The following is a 16,466-nucleotide window of genomic DNA, read 5'->3' as shown; positions in this document are numbered from 1 at the left end:
GATGCTACTCGGCGCGCCCCCCGCGGCGAGCAGCAATGGACCAAGGTGCGTGAGTCCACGGTGCGGGCACCGCAGTAGTCTTTCCCCATGCGAGTTGCAGTACTGGGTGCCAAGGGCAAAGTCGGTGCGACGATGGTCGCGGCCGTGCGGGATGCCGCCGACCTGGAGCTGTCGGCCGAGGTCGACGCCGGTGATGCGCTGACCACGTTGACCGACAGCCGCACCGAGGTGGTCATCGACTTCACCCACCCCGACGTGGTGATGGACAATCTGAAGTTCTTGATCGACAACGGAATTCACGCAGTGGTCGGCACCACCGGTTTCACCGAGGAGCGCATCGCGGCGGTGCGGTCCTGGCTCGGGGCCGCACCAGGGGTGTCGGTGCTCATCGCGCCGAACTTCGCCATCGGTGCCGTGCTCACCATGCATTTCGCCAAGCAGGCCGCGCGGCATTTCGAGTCCGTCGAGGTGATCGAGCTGCACCATCCGCACAAGGCCGACGCGCCGTCGGGCACCGCCGCGCGTACCGCCAAGCTGATCGCCGAAGCGCGAAAAGGATTGCCGCCCAGCCCCGATGCCACCAGCACTGGGCTGGAGGGCGCGCGCGGGGCCGATGTGGACGGGATCCGCGTGCACTCCATCCGGCTGGCCGGGCTGGTCGCCCATCAGGAGGTGTTGTTCGGCACCACGGGGGAGACGCTGACCATCCGCCACGACAGTCTGGACCGCACCTCGTTCGTGCCGGGCGTGCTGCTCGGCGTGCGCAAGGTCGCCCAGCACCCGGGCCTGACCATCGGCATCGAACCGCTGCTGGACCTGTAATGGCGGGCGACGGTGTGCGCAGCCTGCGCATCCAGCTGCTGATCGGCTTCATGTGCGTCGCGATGGTCGTGTACTTCGTCATGCTCGGCCGGATCGCGTTGGCGTTCCTCGCGTCCGGTGAGTGGGCGGCCATCGGCCTGGGCGTGGCCCTGCTGCTGCTGCCTCTGGTCGGGGCGTGGGCGATGGTGAGCACATTGCGGGCCGGGTTCGCGCATCAGCGGCTGGCCCGACTGGCCCGCGAGAGCGGAATGGAGCTCGACGTGAGCGCATTGCCGCGGATGCCGTCGGGCCGGATCGACCGGGACGCGGCGGACGGGCTGTTCGAGACGGTGCGTGCGGAACTGGAGACCGACCGGGACAGCTGGGTGCGCTGGTACCGGCTGGCCCGCGCCTACGACTATGCCGGTGACCGGACCCGGGCCCGCGAGACGATGCGCAAAGCGGTCGATATGGAACGTGCATGAAGCTGCTGGTCGTGCACCACACCCCGTCACCGCATTGCCAGGAGATGTTCGAGGCGGTGCTCTCGGGTGCGACCGCCCCCGAGATCGATGGTGTCGAGGTGGTGCGTCGGCCGGCGCTGACCGTGTCGCCGGTGGAGATGCTGGAGGTCGACGGCTACTTGCTGGGTAGCCCGGTCAATCTGGGTTACCTCAGCGGCGCGCTCAAGCATGCCTTCGATCAGTCGTATTACCAGATCCTCGATTCGACGCGGGGCAGGCCGTTCGGAGTGTGGTTGCACGGCAATGAGGGCACCGAGGGTGCCGAACGTGCCATCACCGGCATCACCGCAGGATTGGGGTGGGTCAAAGCCGCCGAGTACGTGCTGGCTTCGGGTAAACCCGGTAAGGCCGACCTGGAGGCGTGCTGGAACCTCGGCGCGACGGTGGCCGCTCAGTTGATGGACTGAGCCATCGCTCGGTAACCCTCGCGGACGCTGGGATGGCGCGGCGACCAGCCGGTGGCCGCCCGGAACCGCGCATTGCTGACCCGCAGTGACCGCGTCATCGAGGTGAACCGGTCTCCCAGCAGCAGTGCGGCCCGCCCGGGGCCGCGCAACCACGCTCGGGCGCCCACCGCCGACGCCATCGCCTGCACATTCTCACTCGCGGTGACGGGCTCGTCGTCGACGATGTTGTACGTCCCGCCCTCGCATGCCAGTGCGGCGAGCACTGCCGCCGCGGCGTCGTCCAGATGGATGGAGGAAACGTAGCTGTCCGGCCTGCCGGCCTGAAATCCGAAGTGGCGCCGCGCCATCGACATCAGCTGTTCGCTGTGGGCCGCACCGGGACCGTAGAAGATCCCGAAGCGCAGCACGACGCCGGTGCGATCGAACCGGCGGGCGTTGGCCTCGGCTGCGTGGTTGCCGGTGGCGATGAAATAGCGGTCCGTCGGCCAACTCTCGTCGATCCAGCGGTCGGCGCCGTCGCGATAGATCATCACCACCGACTCCTGGACGAGCCGGCCGACCCCGGCGGACAGGGCCGCGTCGGCCACTGCGGCCGATCCCTCGCTGCGGATCCGGTGGCATTCCCTCCAAGCCGATTTGAGCAGGAACCGCTGTGTTGGGGGGAGCGCGGAGGCGAGGTTGAGCACGGCGTCGTGGCCGGTGAACGCCCCGGTGAGGGCGGCCCGGTCGAACAGCGACACCCGAGCGGGGGCGGCGCCCTGAGCGCGCAGCACCGCGGCTGTGGCCTCGGTTCGGGCCAGCGCCGTGACGGTGTGCCCGGCCGCCACCAGGGCCGGCACCACATGGCTGCCGATGGCCCCGGTGCCCCCGGTCACGAACACACGCATCACCGGACACCGAACGTCATCGGCACCGAAAGGGGTCCGCGGATGGCGGGGGTGTCCCGCCAACTCGCAGGGCCGGTGAGACCGGGGCGACGGGACAGGATCTTGGGTAGCGCGAGCGAGAGCTCGAGCTGCGCGAGCGCGCCGCCCAGGCAGTAGTGCGCGCCGTACCCGAAGGACAGTGCGGCCGGGCCGACGCGGTCGAGCCGGAACCGGTGCGGCTCTTCGAATACGGCGGGGTCCCGGTTGGCGGCGGCGATCGCGACCAGGGTGCTCTGGCCGGCGGCGATATGAGTTCCGGCCAGCTCATGATCGGAGGTGGCGGTGCGCACGGTGGACTGCACGGGTGCGTCGAGCCGGATCAGTTCGGCGACCAGCGCCGGGTCGTGCGGATCGATGCCGTCGGCGAGGCGAGCACCGGCCGAGTCCGGGCGCAGCAGCGTCACCATCGCGGCGCCCAGCAGATTCGCGGTGGTTTCGTGGCCGGCCACCGCGATCAGGATTGCCGACATCACGACTTCGTCGAGGGACAGACCGGGGTCGCCGGCGATGAAACTGAACAGGTCATCGCCGGGATGCGCACGCCGGTCGGCCGCGATGGGCAGGAATGCGGCCATCAGCATGGCCGAAGCGGAGGCACCCGCGGCCATTTCGTCCGGGTCGGCCAGCGTGCCGAGCATCCGGATGATGACGGGGGAGACTTCGCGCAGCAGCGCGGCGGCGCCGGCGTCGAGATCCAGCCAGGCGCTAACCACCGCGATCGGCAGCGGCAGGGCGACCTCGGCCATGAAGTCGAAGTCGGCGTGGTCGTCGATCTCGCCGATCAGGGTGTCGGTGATCGCTTCGACCCCGGTGCCCAGCTCCGCGATGAACGATCGGGTGAACACGTCGCGGACCGAGCCACGCAGTCGTTGATGCTCGGCTCCGTCGGCGAAAAGCATTGATCTGCGCGAGAATTCACGACTGACGGGATCCGAGGACGCCAGCGCCAGTGCGTTGGCGAACGGATCGCTGGTCCAGCCGATACCGCCGAGCACCTCGCGGGCGGCGGAGTAACTCAGCACCAACCAGGCCTGCGCCTGCTCGTTCCAGACGACGTCGCCGTCGGCGCGCTGCGCCTCGTAGAACGGGTACGGATCGGCGGCGTCCCACGGTAGGCGGGCGCCGGTGACATCAGCGCTGGTCATGACGCTCCAGACCGAACGGCAGGCCGCGCTCCTTGACCCAGGCGACGTGGCGGCGGCCGAGATCACTGATGGGTTCGGCCACGCCGTCCATATCGTCGACCGAGCCGCGGGCGTGGAAGGTGGCGCGCAAGGCGGTGAAGATCGCGTTCATCGACAGGTTGAGCCGGGAGAAGAACACGAAATCCGGCGGTACCGACATCCTGCGCATCGGGTGATCCGCGGCGCGCACGTCGATGAGGAACTCGATGGCCCGCGCGGAGGCCTCCTCGGTGTATGCGGCGGGTTGGGGTCCGAGCAATTCGTGAATGATCCCCGCGTACCACTCGAAGGCCTCATCCGCGGTGAGCGTCGAATCTGCCAGGAAGAAGCCACTTTCGACCATCGAAGTGCGTAGCTCGTCTTTACGGCGGTTCATCGCCGCCTGCAACATGGTGACGATCATCTGGCGGGTGTGTTCGGTGAGCACCTTCACGCATCCGAAATCGAGGAAACCGACGGTCCCGTCGGTGCCGAAGCGATAGTTGCCCGGGTGCGGGTCGGCGTGGAACAGGTTCGCGTGCCGGTAGGAACCGGTGAGGAACCGGCTGATCACCTCGGCCCACACGTCCTTGAGTTCCTGATCGGCGTCTTGGGCTGCGGCCCAATCCAATCCATCCAGGTAGGTCATGGTCAGCACGCGGTCGGCAGAGGCTTCGGGGATCACCTCCGGCACCCGGATGAACGGGTGCCCGCGGTACAGCTCACCGAATGCTGCGATGTGGGCGGCTTCCTGGCGGTAGTCGAGCTCCTCGGAGATGCGCGCCGAGATCTCGGCGGCGGCCTCACCGATATCGGGCAGCGCCGCTCCCAGCGTGCCCGCCGCACCGGCGGCGAACCGGAAGACGGTGGAGAGCAATTCGGTATTGGAGAGGTCATCGCGGATGGCCTGTGCCACGCCGGGGTACTGAATCTTGACCGCGACCTGACGGCCGTCGTGCAGCACCGCGCGGTGCACCTGCCCGATGGACGCGGCGGCCATCGGTAGGCTGCTGAATTCGGCGAACAGCTCACCCACCGGCCGGCCGAGTTCGGTTTCCAGCATTCTGCGCGCCAGCGCGGGATCCATCGGCGGGGCATCGGCCTGCAAGCGGGTCAGTGCCCGCTGATACGGCGTGAGCTCACCGGCGCCGACGGCCGCCGCGTCCACCATCGACATCAGCTGTCCTGCCTTCATCAACACACCTTTGGAGTGGCCGAGCAGTTCGACGTAGCGCTCGGCGGTGCGCTCGTGAAATCGCTCCACCGCGCCGGTGTCGCCGGCGCGTTCCCGCAACGAGGCCACCACGCGGCCACCGGCGGCGCGCGCGGTGAACCCCGCGACGGGCATGGTGCGGCGGATCCGGCCGCCCGGTACCGCGCGATCGCCACCGGGCATCAGGGTCCTCCTCGGAGCAGGCTTGCTATAGTGATCTCATACCAAATATATGTACTCACTTATGGATGGTCACGGGTGGAGATATCGACTAAGGAACGCCTGGTCAACGAGGCCATGCGGCTGTTCGGCGAGCAGGGTTACCGCGCGACGAGCATCAACCAGATCGAGAAGGCGGCCGGCCTGGTGCCCGGTTGCGGCGCGCTCTACAACCACTTCAAATCCAAGGAAGCACTGCTCACCGCGGGCATCGACCGCCATCTCGACCGGCGCCGGGCGATGCGCGACATCAGCGCTCTCTTCGCCGGGCAGGGCGAGCTGCGCACCGAGCTGACGCTGCTGTGCCGCTACCTGCTCGGGGTGCTGGACCGGGAGAGCGAATTCCTCCAGGTCGCCGCGCGCGCCCCGGCCACGGAATCCGCCCGGGTGCAGGACGCGTACGCCGCACTCGTGGACGGCCTGTACGCCGAACTCGGGGACTGGATCACCGCATGCGCGCCGAGTCTCGGGGTCGCGGAGACCAGGCGGATCGCCGCCTTCGGGGTCAACGCGCTACTGGGCAAGCGGGTCACCCGCATCGTGTTCCGCGCGCCGCACGTCGACACCCCGGATGAAGACTTCGTCGCCGAATGGACGGCCATGCTGGCCGACCGGATCGAGGCACGGCGATAGGCTGCGCCCAGTCGACATTGGAGGAACGGATATGCCCGGGATCGCTGAACTCGCCCTCGGCGCCGCGCCGATCGCCGGCGGGGCCATGCTGGGTGTGATCGCCGGCAACCTGAAGCCACCCGATGTCCGGGCGCTCATCGCCAAGGACCTCGACCTGCTCGAGCGGATCCCGCCGGAGCAGGTGGACCGCCGGGAAAGGCTGCAGGCCAGCATCGACGTGCGTATCGACGAGCTGATCACCGCCGCCGAACGCAGCCGCGAGATCCGCGAGGCGGCCATCTCCTATCGCGGGAACTGGCGCGACATCGTGGTGTTCCTCTGTGCGGTGTTGTTCACCATCGTCTGGTGGAACGTCAGCCACAGCCGGGCCAACTGGCTGGTGATGTTCATCGCGATGATCGTGGTGTCCGTGGCCGCCGGTATCTACGCGGGTCGCGGTGTCATGCGGGCGGTGCGGACATTCCTGCACCGCCACGACGACGATCAGTAGTGGAAGGTGTCCGACGGGGCGGGGACGTGATCCGGGTCGTCGCCGAAGTCGGATTCGTGAATGCCGTACGCCTTGGCCAGATCGAGGATCTTGCCGGCGCGGGCGATCCGGGGCAGATCCGAGCCGTTGCGGATCTCACCGCCGTCACGCTGGAACTCGGCGAAAAACTCTCGGGCCCAGCTGATTTCCTCCTGTGACGGGGAAAGGCCCTCGTTCACGGTGGCGCACTGCTCGGGGGTCAGGCAGATCTTGCCCGTCATCCCGAACTCCGCCGACACCGCGGTGGCTTCGCTGAGCTTGCGTGCGCTGGATCCGACGGTGGGCCCGTCGATGGCGCTGGGCAGCTGGGCGGCCTTGGCGGCGATGGTGAACCGGGACCGTGCGTAGGCCAGCGTGGCCGGGTTGTCCCCGAAGCCGGTGTCGCGACGGAAGTCACCGATGCCGAACGCGAGCCGGAAGGTGCCCTTGGCGGCCGCGATCTCGGTGATGCGCTCCAGGCCGCGCGCCGTCTCGACCAGCGCGACGATCGGCACATCGGGCAGCCGTTTGGCGGTCTCGGTCACGTGATCGACCGATTCGACCATGGCGAGCATGACGCCGCCGACCGCGGTGCCGCTGAGCATCTCCAGGTCATCGGCCCACCACGGCGTGCCGAACCCGTTGATCCGGACCCAGTCGGTGTTGCCCTCGCCGAGCCAGCGCACCACGTTGGCGCGCGCCGATTCCTTGTCCTTGGGCGCGACGGCGTCCTCGATGTCGAGGATGACGATATCGGCCCGCGACCTGGCCGCCGGGGCGAAGCGCTCGTACTGCGCACCGTTCACCAGCAGCCAACTGCGCGCCAGTACCGGGTCGATGCGGAATCCGGGTTCGGCGGAATCGGGTTCGAAGGTGCTGGCCTGGTCGTACACGCCGTCAATGGTCGCTTACCGGCTAGGCGTGGCCCAACGCGGCCCCGAATTCGCGCACGGTGGCCTCCCAGTGCCGCTGCGCGGCGTGCTCGTCGTAGACGGTGAGATGATCCGGCACCGCGAAACCGTGCGCGGCCGAGTAGAACTCGATGGCGTGCTCGACGGCCGCGCCGGACAGGGCGTCCGCCAGGCGCTTGGCGTCGTCCTCGGTGAACGACGCGTCGTTCTCGGCGGCCGCGACGTAGACCACGGCCTGGATCTTGTCGGCCAGCAGGTGCGGGCTGTCCGGATCGTCGGCGACCGCCAGTCTGCCGCCGTGAAAGGACAGCGCGGCCGCCACCCGTTCGGGCACCCGGGTGGCGACGATCAGCGACGCCCGGCCGCCCATGCAGTAGCCGGTGGTGCCGAACTTCTCGCCGGTGACATCCGGCCGCGCAGCCAGGTAGTCGAAGAACGCCTGCGCGTCGGCGGCGAAGACCTCCGGGGTGAGGGTGCCCATCAGCTCGAAGAGTTCCTTGCGCTGCTCCGGGTCGGTGAACACGGTGTTCAGGTTGAAGGGTCCCCATCCGGGAGTGCGGTAGTAGACGTCGGGCACCAGCACGACGTAACCGTGGCCGGCCAGCTTGGCGGCCATCTCGTCGAACGTCGGCCGCAGCCCGCCGGCGTCGGGGAACATGACGACCGCGGGCCAGGGGCCGGTCCCGTCGGGTGTGGCGACGGTGACTTGGCAGGTGCCGTCAGCGGTGGTGATGGTGTCAGAGGTGGTCGGCATGTTGTCCGTTTTACCCCAGCGCGGCAGACGTAAGCTGTGGGCGTGCCTATTGCGACCCCCTATGAGGATCTGCTTCGTCTGGTGCTGGAGCGGGGCACTCCGAAATCGGATCGCACCGGCACCGGGACGCGCAGCCTGTTCGGGCATCAGATGCGCTACGACCTGAACGCCGGCTTCCCGCTGATCACCACCAAGAAGGTGCACACCAAGTCCATCGTCTACGAGCTGCTGTGGTTCTTGCGCGGCGATTCCAATGTGCGTTGGCTGCAGGATCACGGCGTCACGATCTGGGACGAATGGGCTTCCGAGACAGGTGATCTGGGCCCGGTGTACGGGGTGCAGTGGCGGTCCTGGCCGACACCGTCGGGTGAGCACGTCGACCAGATCAGCAATGCGCTGGACCTGCTCAAGCGTGATCCCGACAGCCGCCGCAACATCGTGTCGGCCTGGAACGTCGGGGAGATCCCGCAGATGGCGCTGCCGCCGTGCCACGCGTTCTTCCAGTTCTACGTCGCCGACGGCAGGCTCTCCTGCCAGCTGTACCAGCGCAGCGCCGACCTGTTCCTCGGCGTGCCGTTCAACATCGCCAGCTACGCGCTGCTCACCCACATGATGGCGGCCCAGGCCGGGCTGGCTGTGGGGGAGTTCGTCTGGACCGGTGGGGACTGCCACATCTACGACAATCACGTCGAGCAGGTCACCCTGCAACTCTCCCGCGCACCGCGGGCATATCCGGAACTTGTTTTGGCCCAGCGTGATTCGATCTTCGATTACACCTACGACGATATCGAGATCAAGGACTACGATCCGCATCCGGGGATCAAGGCCCCGGTGGCGGTGTGAGTGTTGGGCTGATCTGGGCTCAGTCCGTCTCCGGGGTGATCGGTCGCGACAACGGCATCCCGTGGCGCGTGCCCGAGGACCAGGCCCGGTTCAAGGAGCTCACTCTGGGACAGCCGGTGGTGATGGGCCGGCTGACCTGGGAGTCGCTACCGGCCAAGGTGCGCCCGCTACCCGGACGCCGCAATATCGTGGTGACCCGCGATCCCGGCTACCTGGCCGAAGGGGCGCAGGTGGTCACCGAGCTGCCGGCCGACCTGGACGGCTGGGTGATCGGCGGGGCCCAGTTGTACGCGCTGGCGCTGCCGGTGGCCGACCGCTGCGAGGTCACCGAGATCGACGTCGACGTGGACGGCGATGCGTTCGCCCCGGTGCTCGACGACTCTTGGTCGGCGCACTGCGGTGACTGGCTGACCAGCGGTTCCGGGCTGCGGTACCGGTTCTGCAGCTATCGCCGGCGGTGCTGACCCAGTTGTCGGTGGCATGGGGAACGATGGACCCGTGCCTTCTCTGACCGTTGCGCAGGCCCGCCGTACCGCCGTTGCCGCGCAGGGCTTTCACGAATCGCGGCCCGCGGGTGCTGCCAGCCGCGCGCATCTGAAGCGGTTGATCTCAAGGATCCAGGTGCTGCAGCTGGATTCGGTGTCGGTGGCCGTGCGTGCCCACTACGCACCGGTGTTCAGCCGGCTGGGCCCCTATGACCGAGACATCCTCGACCGCGCCGCCTGGAGCCACCGCGCGAAGGCGCCCCGACTGCTGGTCGAGTACTGGGCGCATGAGGCGGCGCTGATGGCGGTCGAGGATTGGCCGCTGTTGCGCTGGCGGATGCGGGAGTACACCCACGGCCGGTGGGGCACCGAGATCGTGCGCAACAACGGTCAGCTGGTCGATGACGTGATCGCGGCCGTCGACGTGCTGGGGCCGTGTACCGCAGGCCAGATCGAGGCGCATCTGGAATCCGAACCCAGGGGCCGCAAGGGTCCGTGGTGGGATCGCAGCGACACCAAGTGGGTGGCCGAGGCGCTGTTCGCCGCGGGCAGGCTGACCACCGCAACCCGGGTGGGCTTCGCGCGGCACTATGACCTGACGGAGAAAGTGCTGCCCGCGCACGTGGTCGAGCGTCAGGTGGACGACGACGAAGCTCTGCGCGAGTTGGTGTTACGCGCGGCGTCGGCGCTCGGGGTGGGCACCGAGGCCGACATCCGTGACTATTTTCGGCTCGGGGCCAAACAGGTGAAACCGGCGCTGGCCGCGCTGGTCGCCGACGGCTCGCTGGAGGCCGTCACGATCGACGGGGTGCCGGCCTACCTGCGGGCCGGCCAGAAGGTACCGCGCCTGGACCGGGGGACGGCGTTGCTGTGCCCGTTCGATCCGCTGATCTTCTTCCGTCCGCGGGTGCAGCGGTTGTTCGGTTTCCACTATCGGATCGAGATCTACACTCCGGCGCCCAAACGCCAGTTCGGTTACTACGTATGGCCTTTCCTGCTCGACGGTGAATTGGTCGGCCGGGTGGACCTCAAGCGCACCGACGGTGCGCTGCACGTGGTGGGCGCGTTCACCGAGGATGGCCAGGACCGGTCCCGGGTGGCACCGGCCCTGGCGGCCGAATTACAGGCGATGGCGTCCTGGCTGGGCGTGGGCAACGTGATGGTGGGGGATCGCGGGGACCTAGTGCGGGAGTTACGCCGCTGGGCGTAGGCGCCGAAAGCGAAGCGATGTTCAGCGACGCGCGAAGCGCACGTTGCGTGCGGGGCGGCGCCTCTACCTATGGCTTCGTGACAACTTCTATCAGCTCACCAGAGATGGTTACGAGGGATTGAGTCGTGCCATCGGCCGCGACGAACTCCACTTCGTACGCATCGACAGCCTCCCCACCCGAGTATCTCGAGTAGTCCATCACGACTGTACCTCTGGATCCGGCCGGCAGATTGTGTTCGGGAAGCGGTTGCAGCAGTCGCACGATGTCGTACTCCTGAGGTTTCGACATAGAGGACGCTCACCTTCCGGTCGGAATGGCTGTGACCAACCGCACGACGCCATCATTGTTTCGTATCCATGCGAATGTCACATCTATGGTCTTCCCGTTCGCGCCTGTGACAGGGATGACCTCGTTGTACTTTGTGCCGAACTGAGTAACTCCGGTTTCAACAGCTCTACTCTCGTCGAAAACGATTTGCTTTGCTAGGTCAGGTGCATTCTCTCGAGTGAATCCGAGCGCCCGCTCGAACCAAGCTGCTTTCGGGCCGCCGATCTCGTGATCGGGATTAAGCAGATATCTCTCAAGCTTGTCTCTAACGCTGGCTTGTGACAGGTTGGCGGCTTCGGTGCCTTCCGCCACTCTGCCGGCTCTGCCGGCATTCTCGGCCGCGAAGATTACTGGGCGAGCCTGTAATAGCGGTGCCATTTCAGACAGCGATCTGGCTGCCGCGCCTGCGGCACTCACCGCAGGCATCGCGGACAACTCTGCCGCGAGCCGGAAGTCGCGAATGATTGTGGCGATCTTCGATCCAGTGGCAGTCAGTCGAGCCACATCCACCACCTTGGAAACAGCCTCACTGGCACCTGCGGTGAATGGGATCAGCACGGCCGCAACGAGTTCTGTCACTGCGATCGTTGTGCCGAGCACGACCATTTCGTGGATGATCTTGGAATGTGCGTCATCGATGGTCTGTGCATAATCAGCGCATACCTTCGACGCGTCATCACAACTATCCGCAACCGCGTCCATCTGATCGCGTTCCATCGTGCAGTTCTTAATCAAGTTTGGAAACTCGGGCGATCTCTGATCCATCAACGGCGCGATGGCGCCCATCGAACTCGTCCCGCCATTAACTAGTTGCGCCGCGGTTCGCAGGGCCTTACTGGCAGTTGTCCATGCTTCGGCGGCTGTACGGAGCTTGTCCTGATGGCCGTTCGGCCAGAGCTCGCCTTCGACATAGGCGGCAATGGTGTGCCACCACTCGGGGACGTCACCATGTCCCCCCTCTGCGGAAGCGATCGACGGTTTGGCATAGGTGCGGACGCCGATCGGCGGCATCTGGAGAACTGCCTCATTGCTGATGGCCGACTGTCCATCGGCATTGAGATGGTTGACTCCGGTCGCATAGAGGAGGTCGTAGCACTGCCCTGCACCTAGGACGACTGAGGTGGCGGCGTCGATGAGATTGGTGGCCAGCGGATCGTACTTTTCAGCCCAGCTGTGCGCGCCCGTATCGGTGCCCGCCATCCCTGCGCATCCACTAAGGGCGCTTGCAAGGCCCGTTGTTGCGGATCCAGCGGCTGACTGCACGGACCCATAGACGCGTGCTGCACTCAGGACGACCTCGGGGTCAACATCCAGCGTCATGCCGCCTGCTCATCTTCGGCGCATGTCGAGATCACGGCCACATCTTGGAGTTTGCTTCTCCAACCGCGGTGTAGTTGCGGTGTGCCACGATTGCCGCGGTCCGCAACTCACAAAGCGCTGATCGCATACTCACAGCGGCGGCCATCCACTCTTGATGACGTGCCTGTTGAGACGCCGCGGCGGCGCCGGACCAACTACTGTGCAGGTCTTGTGTTCGCGCATCAACCTCTGCGGCAATCGATTCAGCTCGCTGCTCGAAGCGTGACAATCTCTCGAGGAAAGCCAGAAGCTCATCGAGCTCGACACGGTAGTGCACTAGAGTTCGATGCCCATCGCGGCGGACTCGATCATGCTCGCCGAGTGGGAATCGTCTTCGCCGTAGCACCCCGCGGCGTAACCGAGGCTACGCGACGACTCGGCAAGGACTTCGATGATTTTGGTGGCGCTTTGATGCCACTCATCCCAAGCTGGCCCGAATGCTGTAGCAGCTACACCGGACCAGCTGTGAGAAAGGTTGTCCCACTCCCATGTCAGACGTGCCAACTCCTCTCGTAAATCTTCAGCGTGTGCACTGATTGCACGCGCTGAATCAAAGAGATGGTCCGTATTTACCCGCAGTTCTTCCGCCATGGCCCCCGACACCCGATCCATATCGTTAGTCACCCCGTCCGGGATTCTAAACGGGCTTGACTCATCACGCCGACAGCACGAGCGTCGGGGGCGTCTTGATGCTCATTGAGCGCGGTGGTTGTAATCCATCGGCGGTGGGGGAGCCTCCGCTCTGGGGGCGCTGTGTCTATGCGGGCGACGCCTTCCGTCCCCGGAACACGTTGATCCCGAACACGATTGCGCCGATCGCCAGCCAGACGAGACCGCCGATCTTGGCCAGTGGGTCGGCGTTGAACAGCACGTAGCCGATGATCAGGAAACCCACCGCGGGGACCACCAGGTGCAGCAGGTAGTTCTTGGACTTCTGCCGCACCAGGTAGTACCAGGCCACCGAGATGTGCAGTAGGCAGAAGCCGAACAGGGCGCCGAAGTTCACCAGCGAGGAGATCAGCCCGATCTGGCCCACGAAGAACAGCACCAGCACCAGGCTCAGTGCGCTCACCACCAGGATCGCCGCGAACGGCACCTTGCGGGAGCTCACGACCGACAGGAACGCCGGCAGCTGGCGATCGCGGCTCATCGAGAACAGCAGTCGACTGGTGGCGGCCTGGGCGGCCATGGCGTTGGCGAAGCCCACGGCGAGCACATTGACCACGAAGAAGGCATTCATCCAGCCGGTGTTGGAAGCCGCCTGCACCAGCAGGAAGAAGGCGTTGCCGACCTGGTCGTCACTGAAGGACTCGCGGCCACCGGCGAGCAGGCTGGCCAGCCAGGTCTGGACGATGAACAGGGATGCCACGATGAACAGGGCGATGATCATGGCCCGGCCCGCCGGGTTGCGCTTACCGGTGGATTCCTCTGCCAGCGTGGAGATCCCGTCGAATCCGAGGAAGCTCAGCACGGCGATGGACAACGCCCCCGCGAGCAGGGGTGCGCTGATGGCGCCGGAGTCCCAGATGGGGGTGGTGCTCCACCCGACGTCAGGCAGGGACTGACCGTTGATGGCGCGCACCGCGATGACGACGAACAGCACCAGGAACACCAGCTCGACGGCCAGAAACAGCCGGTTCGCCAGTTTCAGCGAGCCGATGCCGAGCAGGTTGATGGCGGTGTTGACCACCACGAAGATGACGGCCCACAACCAGCGCGGGGTGCCCGGGAACAGGCCGATCATGGATTCCGCGGCGAACACGTAGAGCAGGGTGGGAATCAGCAGGTAGTCCAGCAGGATGGCCCACCCGGCGAAGAAGCCGAGTCCGGGGTGGACACCACGGCCCACGTAGGCGAATACCGAGCCCGCCAATGGGAAAGACTTGGCCATCTGCGCATACGCCAGCGCGGTGAACACCATGGCGACCAGGCCGATGAGGTAGACCAGCGGCACCATGCCCGCGGCGCTGTTGTAGACGGTGCCGAAGATGGTCCACGGCGCGATGGGCACCATGAACACCAGGCCGTACACGACCAGGTCGAGCGTCGAGATGGACCGGTTGAGTTCCTGTGTGTAGCCGAATGATTCGAGACGGCGTTGCCCCTCACCGGTGGTGAGGTGGGCGTCGGTGGTGGCCATGGGTGTCCTGTCGGGTCGGTCGATGGTGGGGTCAGACGCGGGCATCGGCGGCCGAATCGTGCAGAGCCAGGAAATCCGCGATCACCGCGCGGAACTCCTCGGGTTTCTCCAAATGTGTGCAATGGCTGGTGTCGGGGAAGACGTGACTGCGGACGTCGGCGATGTGCTCGACGTAGGGCTGCCACGTCGCGGGGGTTGCTTCGTCGAACTCGCCGGCGATGACGAGCACCGGCGCGGTGATCGACGGCAACCGCTCGATGACGGTCCAGTCGCGCAGGGTGCCGATGACATGAAATTCGTTGGGCCCGTTCATGGTGTGGTAAACGGTGGGTTCGGCCTCCATTTGCGCCTCGCTGTCGGTGAAGTCCTTGGGCATCGGCACCACCCGGCATACATGGCGCCGGTAGAACTCATTGGTGGCGGCCAGGTACTCGGGGTGTGTGACGGTGCCGGCTGCCTCGTGCTGCTCCAGTGCGGACAGGGTCGCCGGGGGCAGCTGGGCCCGCAGCTCGGCGGCGCCCTCGACCCACAGCTGCATCGATGCCGGGGAATTGCAGATGGACAGCGATGCCAGACCGTCGGGCCGGCGGACGGCGATCTCGGCGCCGAGCATGCCTCCCCAGGACTGGCCCAGCACGTGGTAGCGCTCGATGCCCAGCGCGGTTCGAACGGTGTGGAACTCCTCGACGAACAGCTCGGCGGTCCAGAAGTCGGCGGGCGCGTCCGGCAGATGGGTGCTGTGACCGCAGCCGAGCTGGTCGTAATGGATGACGGTGCGGCCGGTCTCGTCGGCGAGTTCGGCGATGTTGGCGACGTAGTTGTGCGCCATTCCGGGCCCGCCGTGCAGCACGAACAGCGGCGTCGCGTCCGGCCGGGCGATTTCTGGCGTGGTGATCTGCACCCAGGTCTGGTGGTCGCGGAACTGGATCGTGCTGGTCGAGCGTGGCATGGTGGCCAGCATGAGTCCGTAATGGTCTCACTGCAAGACCATTAATCAGCTTTTAACATTTGGCATCGATACTGTGAGCGGCGAGCGGAAGGGGGCGCGGTGACACAGCTGTCCGGATCTGGCGTGCCCAGCCTGCTCGATCGCGAGCTCGAATTTTCCTCGCGGGTCGACGAAATCACCGACCGGTTGGTGACGGCCATCGCAATCGGCGAGTACCTGCCCGGGGCCCGGCTACCGGCCGAACGGGAACTGGCGGCATCGCTGCGGGTCGGCCGGATGACGGTTCGGGCGGCGCTGGCCCGGCTGGTCGAACGCGGACTGGTGCAGACCAGACGCGGCCGCGGCGGTGGTTCCTACGTTCTGCAGCAGTGGCCGGACTCCTCGACCGAGGCGGTCGGTCGCACATTGACGATGCGGGTCGCCGAACTGCGGGATCGCTGTGATGCGATCTGCCGGATCCACGGTGCTGTGTGCCGGGCGGCGGCCGAGAGCCGCACCGACGCTGATGTCGCGCTGCTGCGCGAGCGGTTGGCGGCCTACCGGGACGCGGAGAGCGGATTGGCGGCGCAGCAGGCCGACAGCGCGCTGCACCTGGCCATCATGGACGCCGCGCACAATGCCGTGCTCAAACAGGTCCTACTGGAGCTGGAGGCATCGGTGAGCATCGGTGCACCCGCGCACGTGTGGGGTGAACCGGCGAGCATGCGAAAGATGGAACTTCGCGCGCTGGCCGAACATGAGCAACTCATCGACGCGATCACCGACGGCCGCGGTGAGGAGGCCGAGGCCCTGGCTCGCGGGCATGTCGCGATCGACTTCGAGAACATCTCCACGGCCATGCGTCGGGCCGGGGTGTTGGCGGAGTAACGCGCCATGATCACCCGCGCGGCGGATGATCAGGAGTTCGTCCGCCGGCCGTGACATCCGAGGCCAGCCGCCACACGATGGTCATGACGAGACCGATTGCAGCGAGTACCGCACCGATGATTCCGAAGATGAGCCAAGCCAGCATGCGTCTTCCTCTGACGCTGGAGCCCTCGATCACCGCCGCCGCTCGGGTTGACTTCGTGCTGAATGGATTTCGTGCGATCCG

21 protein-coding genes are annotated in these 16,466 nt (G+C 66.4%); 9 read left to right on the top strand and 12 right to left on the bottom strand.

From position 1 onward, the window contains the following. Positions 1-87 precede the first annotated feature (87 nt). From dapB to ACXPWS_RS19810, 3 genes are read left to right on the top strand one after another with little or no spacing between them, the layout of a single operon-like run. Positions 88-822, top strand: a complete 735-nt coding sequence (dapB, locus tag ACXPWS_RS19820) for a 4-hydroxy-tetrahydrodipicolinate reductase (RefSeq protein ID WP_458708291.1) — start codon at positions 88-90, stop codon at positions 820-822. After that, on the top strand, positions 822-1,286 hold the full coding sequence (locus tag ACXPWS_RS19815; RefSeq protein ID WP_458708290.1) for a hypothetical protein: 465 nt from the start codon (positions 822-824) through the stop codon (positions 1,284-1,286). Before dapB ends, ACXPWS_RS19815 begins: the two co-directional genes overlap by 1 nt. Beyond that, complete coding sequence (locus ACXPWS_RS19810; protein WP_458708289.1) at positions 1,283-1,732, top strand: flavodoxin family protein; 450 nt, start codon at positions 1,283-1,285, stop codon at positions 1,730-1,732. The genes ACXPWS_RS19815 and ACXPWS_RS19810 overlap by 4 nt, the downstream gene beginning before the upstream one ends. On the opposite strand, the gene ACXPWS_RS19805 is transcribed toward ACXPWS_RS19810, so the two are convergent. The 3 genes from ACXPWS_RS19805 to ACXPWS_RS19795 are packed head-to-tail and all read right to left on the bottom strand — an operon-like array spanning position 1,717 to position 5,217. Then, positions 1,717-2,619: an NAD-dependent epimerase/dehydratase family protein gene (locus ACXPWS_RS19805; RefSeq protein WP_458708288.1), complete on the bottom strand. Its 903-nt coding sequence runs from the start codon at positions 2,617-2,619 to the stop codon at positions 1,717-1,719. The two genes, ACXPWS_RS19810 and ACXPWS_RS19805, sit on opposite strands and share 16 nt — an antisense overlap. Next, a complete protein-coding gene (locus ACXPWS_RS19800; RefSeq protein ID WP_458708287.1) occupies positions 2,619-3,803 on the bottom strand; it encodes a cytochrome P450 in 1,185 nt (394 codons plus the stop codon). The genes ACXPWS_RS19805 and ACXPWS_RS19800 overlap by 1 nt, the downstream gene beginning before the upstream one ends. Continuing rightward, entirely contained in the window at positions 3,790-5,217 is a 1,428-nt protein-coding gene (locus ACXPWS_RS19795) for an ABC1 kinase family protein (protein ID WP_458708286.1), read from the bottom strand. Before ACXPWS_RS19795 ends, ACXPWS_RS19800 begins: the two co-directional genes overlap by 14 nt. Positions 5,218-5,331: 114 nt before the next feature. Here ACXPWS_RS19795 and ACXPWS_RS19790 point away from each other — a divergent pair, with 114 nt between their 5' ends. Continuing rightward, positions 5,332-5,886: a TetR/AcrR family transcriptional regulator gene (locus ACXPWS_RS19790; protein ID WP_458713612.1), complete on the top strand. Its 555-nt coding sequence runs from the start codon at positions 5,332-5,334 to the stop codon at positions 5,884-5,886. Between the two features lie 31 nt (positions 5,887-5,917). Further along, entirely contained in the window at positions 5,918-6,376 is a 459-nt protein-coding gene (locus ACXPWS_RS19785; protein ID WP_458708285.1) for a hypothetical protein, read from the top strand. Here ACXPWS_RS19785 and ACXPWS_RS19780 read toward each other — a convergent pair. Both ACXPWS_RS19780 and ACXPWS_RS19775 read right to left on the bottom strand, forming a co-directional pair. Beyond that, positions 6,370-7,287 (bottom strand): HpcH/HpaI aldolase/citrate lyase family protein, encoded by a 918-nt coding sequence (locus ACXPWS_RS19780; RefSeq protein ID WP_458708284.1) that lies wholly within the window; start codon positions 7,285-7,287, stop codon positions 6,370-6,372. The two genes, ACXPWS_RS19785 and ACXPWS_RS19780, sit on opposite strands and share 7 nt — an antisense overlap. 22 nt (positions 7,288-7,309) lie before the next feature. Beyond that, positions 7,310-8,059, bottom strand: a complete 750-nt coding sequence (locus ACXPWS_RS19775; protein ID WP_458708283.1) for a dienelactone hydrolase family protein — start codon at positions 8,057-8,059, stop codon at positions 7,310-7,312. Positions 8,060-8,101: 42 nt separating this feature from the next. On the opposite strand from ACXPWS_RS19775, the gene ACXPWS_RS19770 reads away from it, so the two are divergent. The 3 genes from ACXPWS_RS19770 to ACXPWS_RS19760 are packed head-to-tail and all read left to right on the top strand — an operon-like array spanning position 8,102 to position 10,597. After that, the gene (locus ACXPWS_RS19770; RefSeq protein ID WP_458708282.1) at positions 8,102-8,902 is read left to right on the top strand and encodes a thymidylate synthase; all 801 of its coding nucleotides are present in this window, start codon (positions 8,102-8,104) and stop codon (positions 8,900-8,902) included. After that, a complete protein-coding gene (locus ACXPWS_RS19765; RefSeq protein WP_458708281.1) occupies positions 8,899-9,366 on the top strand; it encodes a dihydrofolate reductase in 468 nt (155 codons plus the stop codon). The genes ACXPWS_RS19770 and ACXPWS_RS19765 overlap by 4 nt, the downstream gene beginning before the upstream one ends. Positions 9,367-9,400: 34 nt before the next feature. Beyond that, complete coding sequence (locus ACXPWS_RS19760; protein ID WP_458708280.1) at positions 9,401-10,597, top strand: winged helix-turn-helix domain-containing protein; 1,197 nt, start codon at positions 9,401-9,403, stop codon at positions 10,595-10,597. Positions 10,598-10,664: 67 nt separating this feature from the next. Here the strand turns inward: ACXPWS_RS19760 and ACXPWS_RS19755 are convergent, their stop codons facing one another. The 6 genes from ACXPWS_RS19755 to ACXPWS_RS19730 form a co-directional block, all read right to left on the bottom strand. Next, positions 10,665-10,886 (bottom strand): DUF4926 domain-containing protein, encoded by a 222-nt coding sequence (locus ACXPWS_RS19755; protein WP_458708279.1) that lies wholly within the window; start codon positions 10,884-10,886, stop codon positions 10,665-10,667. A 9-nt stretch (positions 10,887-10,895) separates the two neighbouring features. Then, positions 10,896-12,125: a WXG100-like domain-containing protein gene (locus tag ACXPWS_RS19750; protein WP_458708278.1), complete on the bottom strand. Its 1,230-nt coding sequence runs from the start codon at positions 12,123-12,125 to the stop codon at positions 10,896-10,898. Positions 12,126-12,276: 151 nt separating this feature from the next. After that, complete coding sequence (locus ACXPWS_RS19745; protein WP_458708277.1) at positions 12,277-12,561, bottom strand: WXG100 family type VII secretion target; 285 nt, start codon at positions 12,559-12,561, stop codon at positions 12,277-12,279. Next, complete coding sequence (locus ACXPWS_RS19740; protein ID WP_458708276.1) at positions 12,561-12,908, bottom strand: WXG100 family type VII secretion target; 348 nt, start codon at positions 12,906-12,908, stop codon at positions 12,561-12,563. Before ACXPWS_RS19740 ends, ACXPWS_RS19745 begins: the two co-directional genes overlap by 1 nt. Positions 12,909-13,041: 133 nt before the next feature. Further along, on the bottom strand, positions 13,042-14,469 hold the full coding sequence (locus ACXPWS_RS19735) for an APC family permease (RefSeq protein WP_458708275.1): 1,428 nt from the start codon (positions 14,467-14,469) through the stop codon (positions 13,042-13,044). Then, positions 14,456-15,373, bottom strand: a complete 918-nt coding sequence (locus tag ACXPWS_RS19730) for a proline iminopeptidase-family hydrolase (protein WP_458708274.1) — start codon at positions 15,371-15,373, stop codon at positions 14,456-14,458. The genes ACXPWS_RS19735 and ACXPWS_RS19730 overlap by 14 nt, the downstream gene beginning before the upstream one ends. A gap of 99 nt (positions 15,374-15,472) precedes the next feature. Here ACXPWS_RS19730 and ACXPWS_RS19725 point away from each other — a divergent pair, with 99 nt between their 5' ends. Next, positions 15,473-16,240, top strand: coding sequence for a FadR/GntR family transcriptional regulator (locus ACXPWS_RS19725; protein ID WP_458708273.1), 768 nt, complete (start codon positions 15,473-15,475; stop codon positions 16,238-16,240). Positions 16,241-16,250: 10 nt separating this feature from the next. Here the strand turns inward: ACXPWS_RS19725 and ACXPWS_RS19720 are convergent, their stop codons facing one another. Further along, the gene (locus ACXPWS_RS19720; RefSeq protein WP_458708272.1) at positions 16,251-16,385 is read right to left on the bottom strand and encodes a hypothetical protein; all 135 of its coding nucleotides are present in this window, start codon (positions 16,383-16,385) and stop codon (positions 16,251-16,253) included. Between the last annotated feature and the right edge of the window lie 81 nt (positions 16,386-16,466).

It is taken from the genome of Mycobacterium sp. BMJ-28 (genome assembly GCF_054404835.1).
This window is presented reverse-complemented; position numbering and strand designations above follow the sequence as displayed.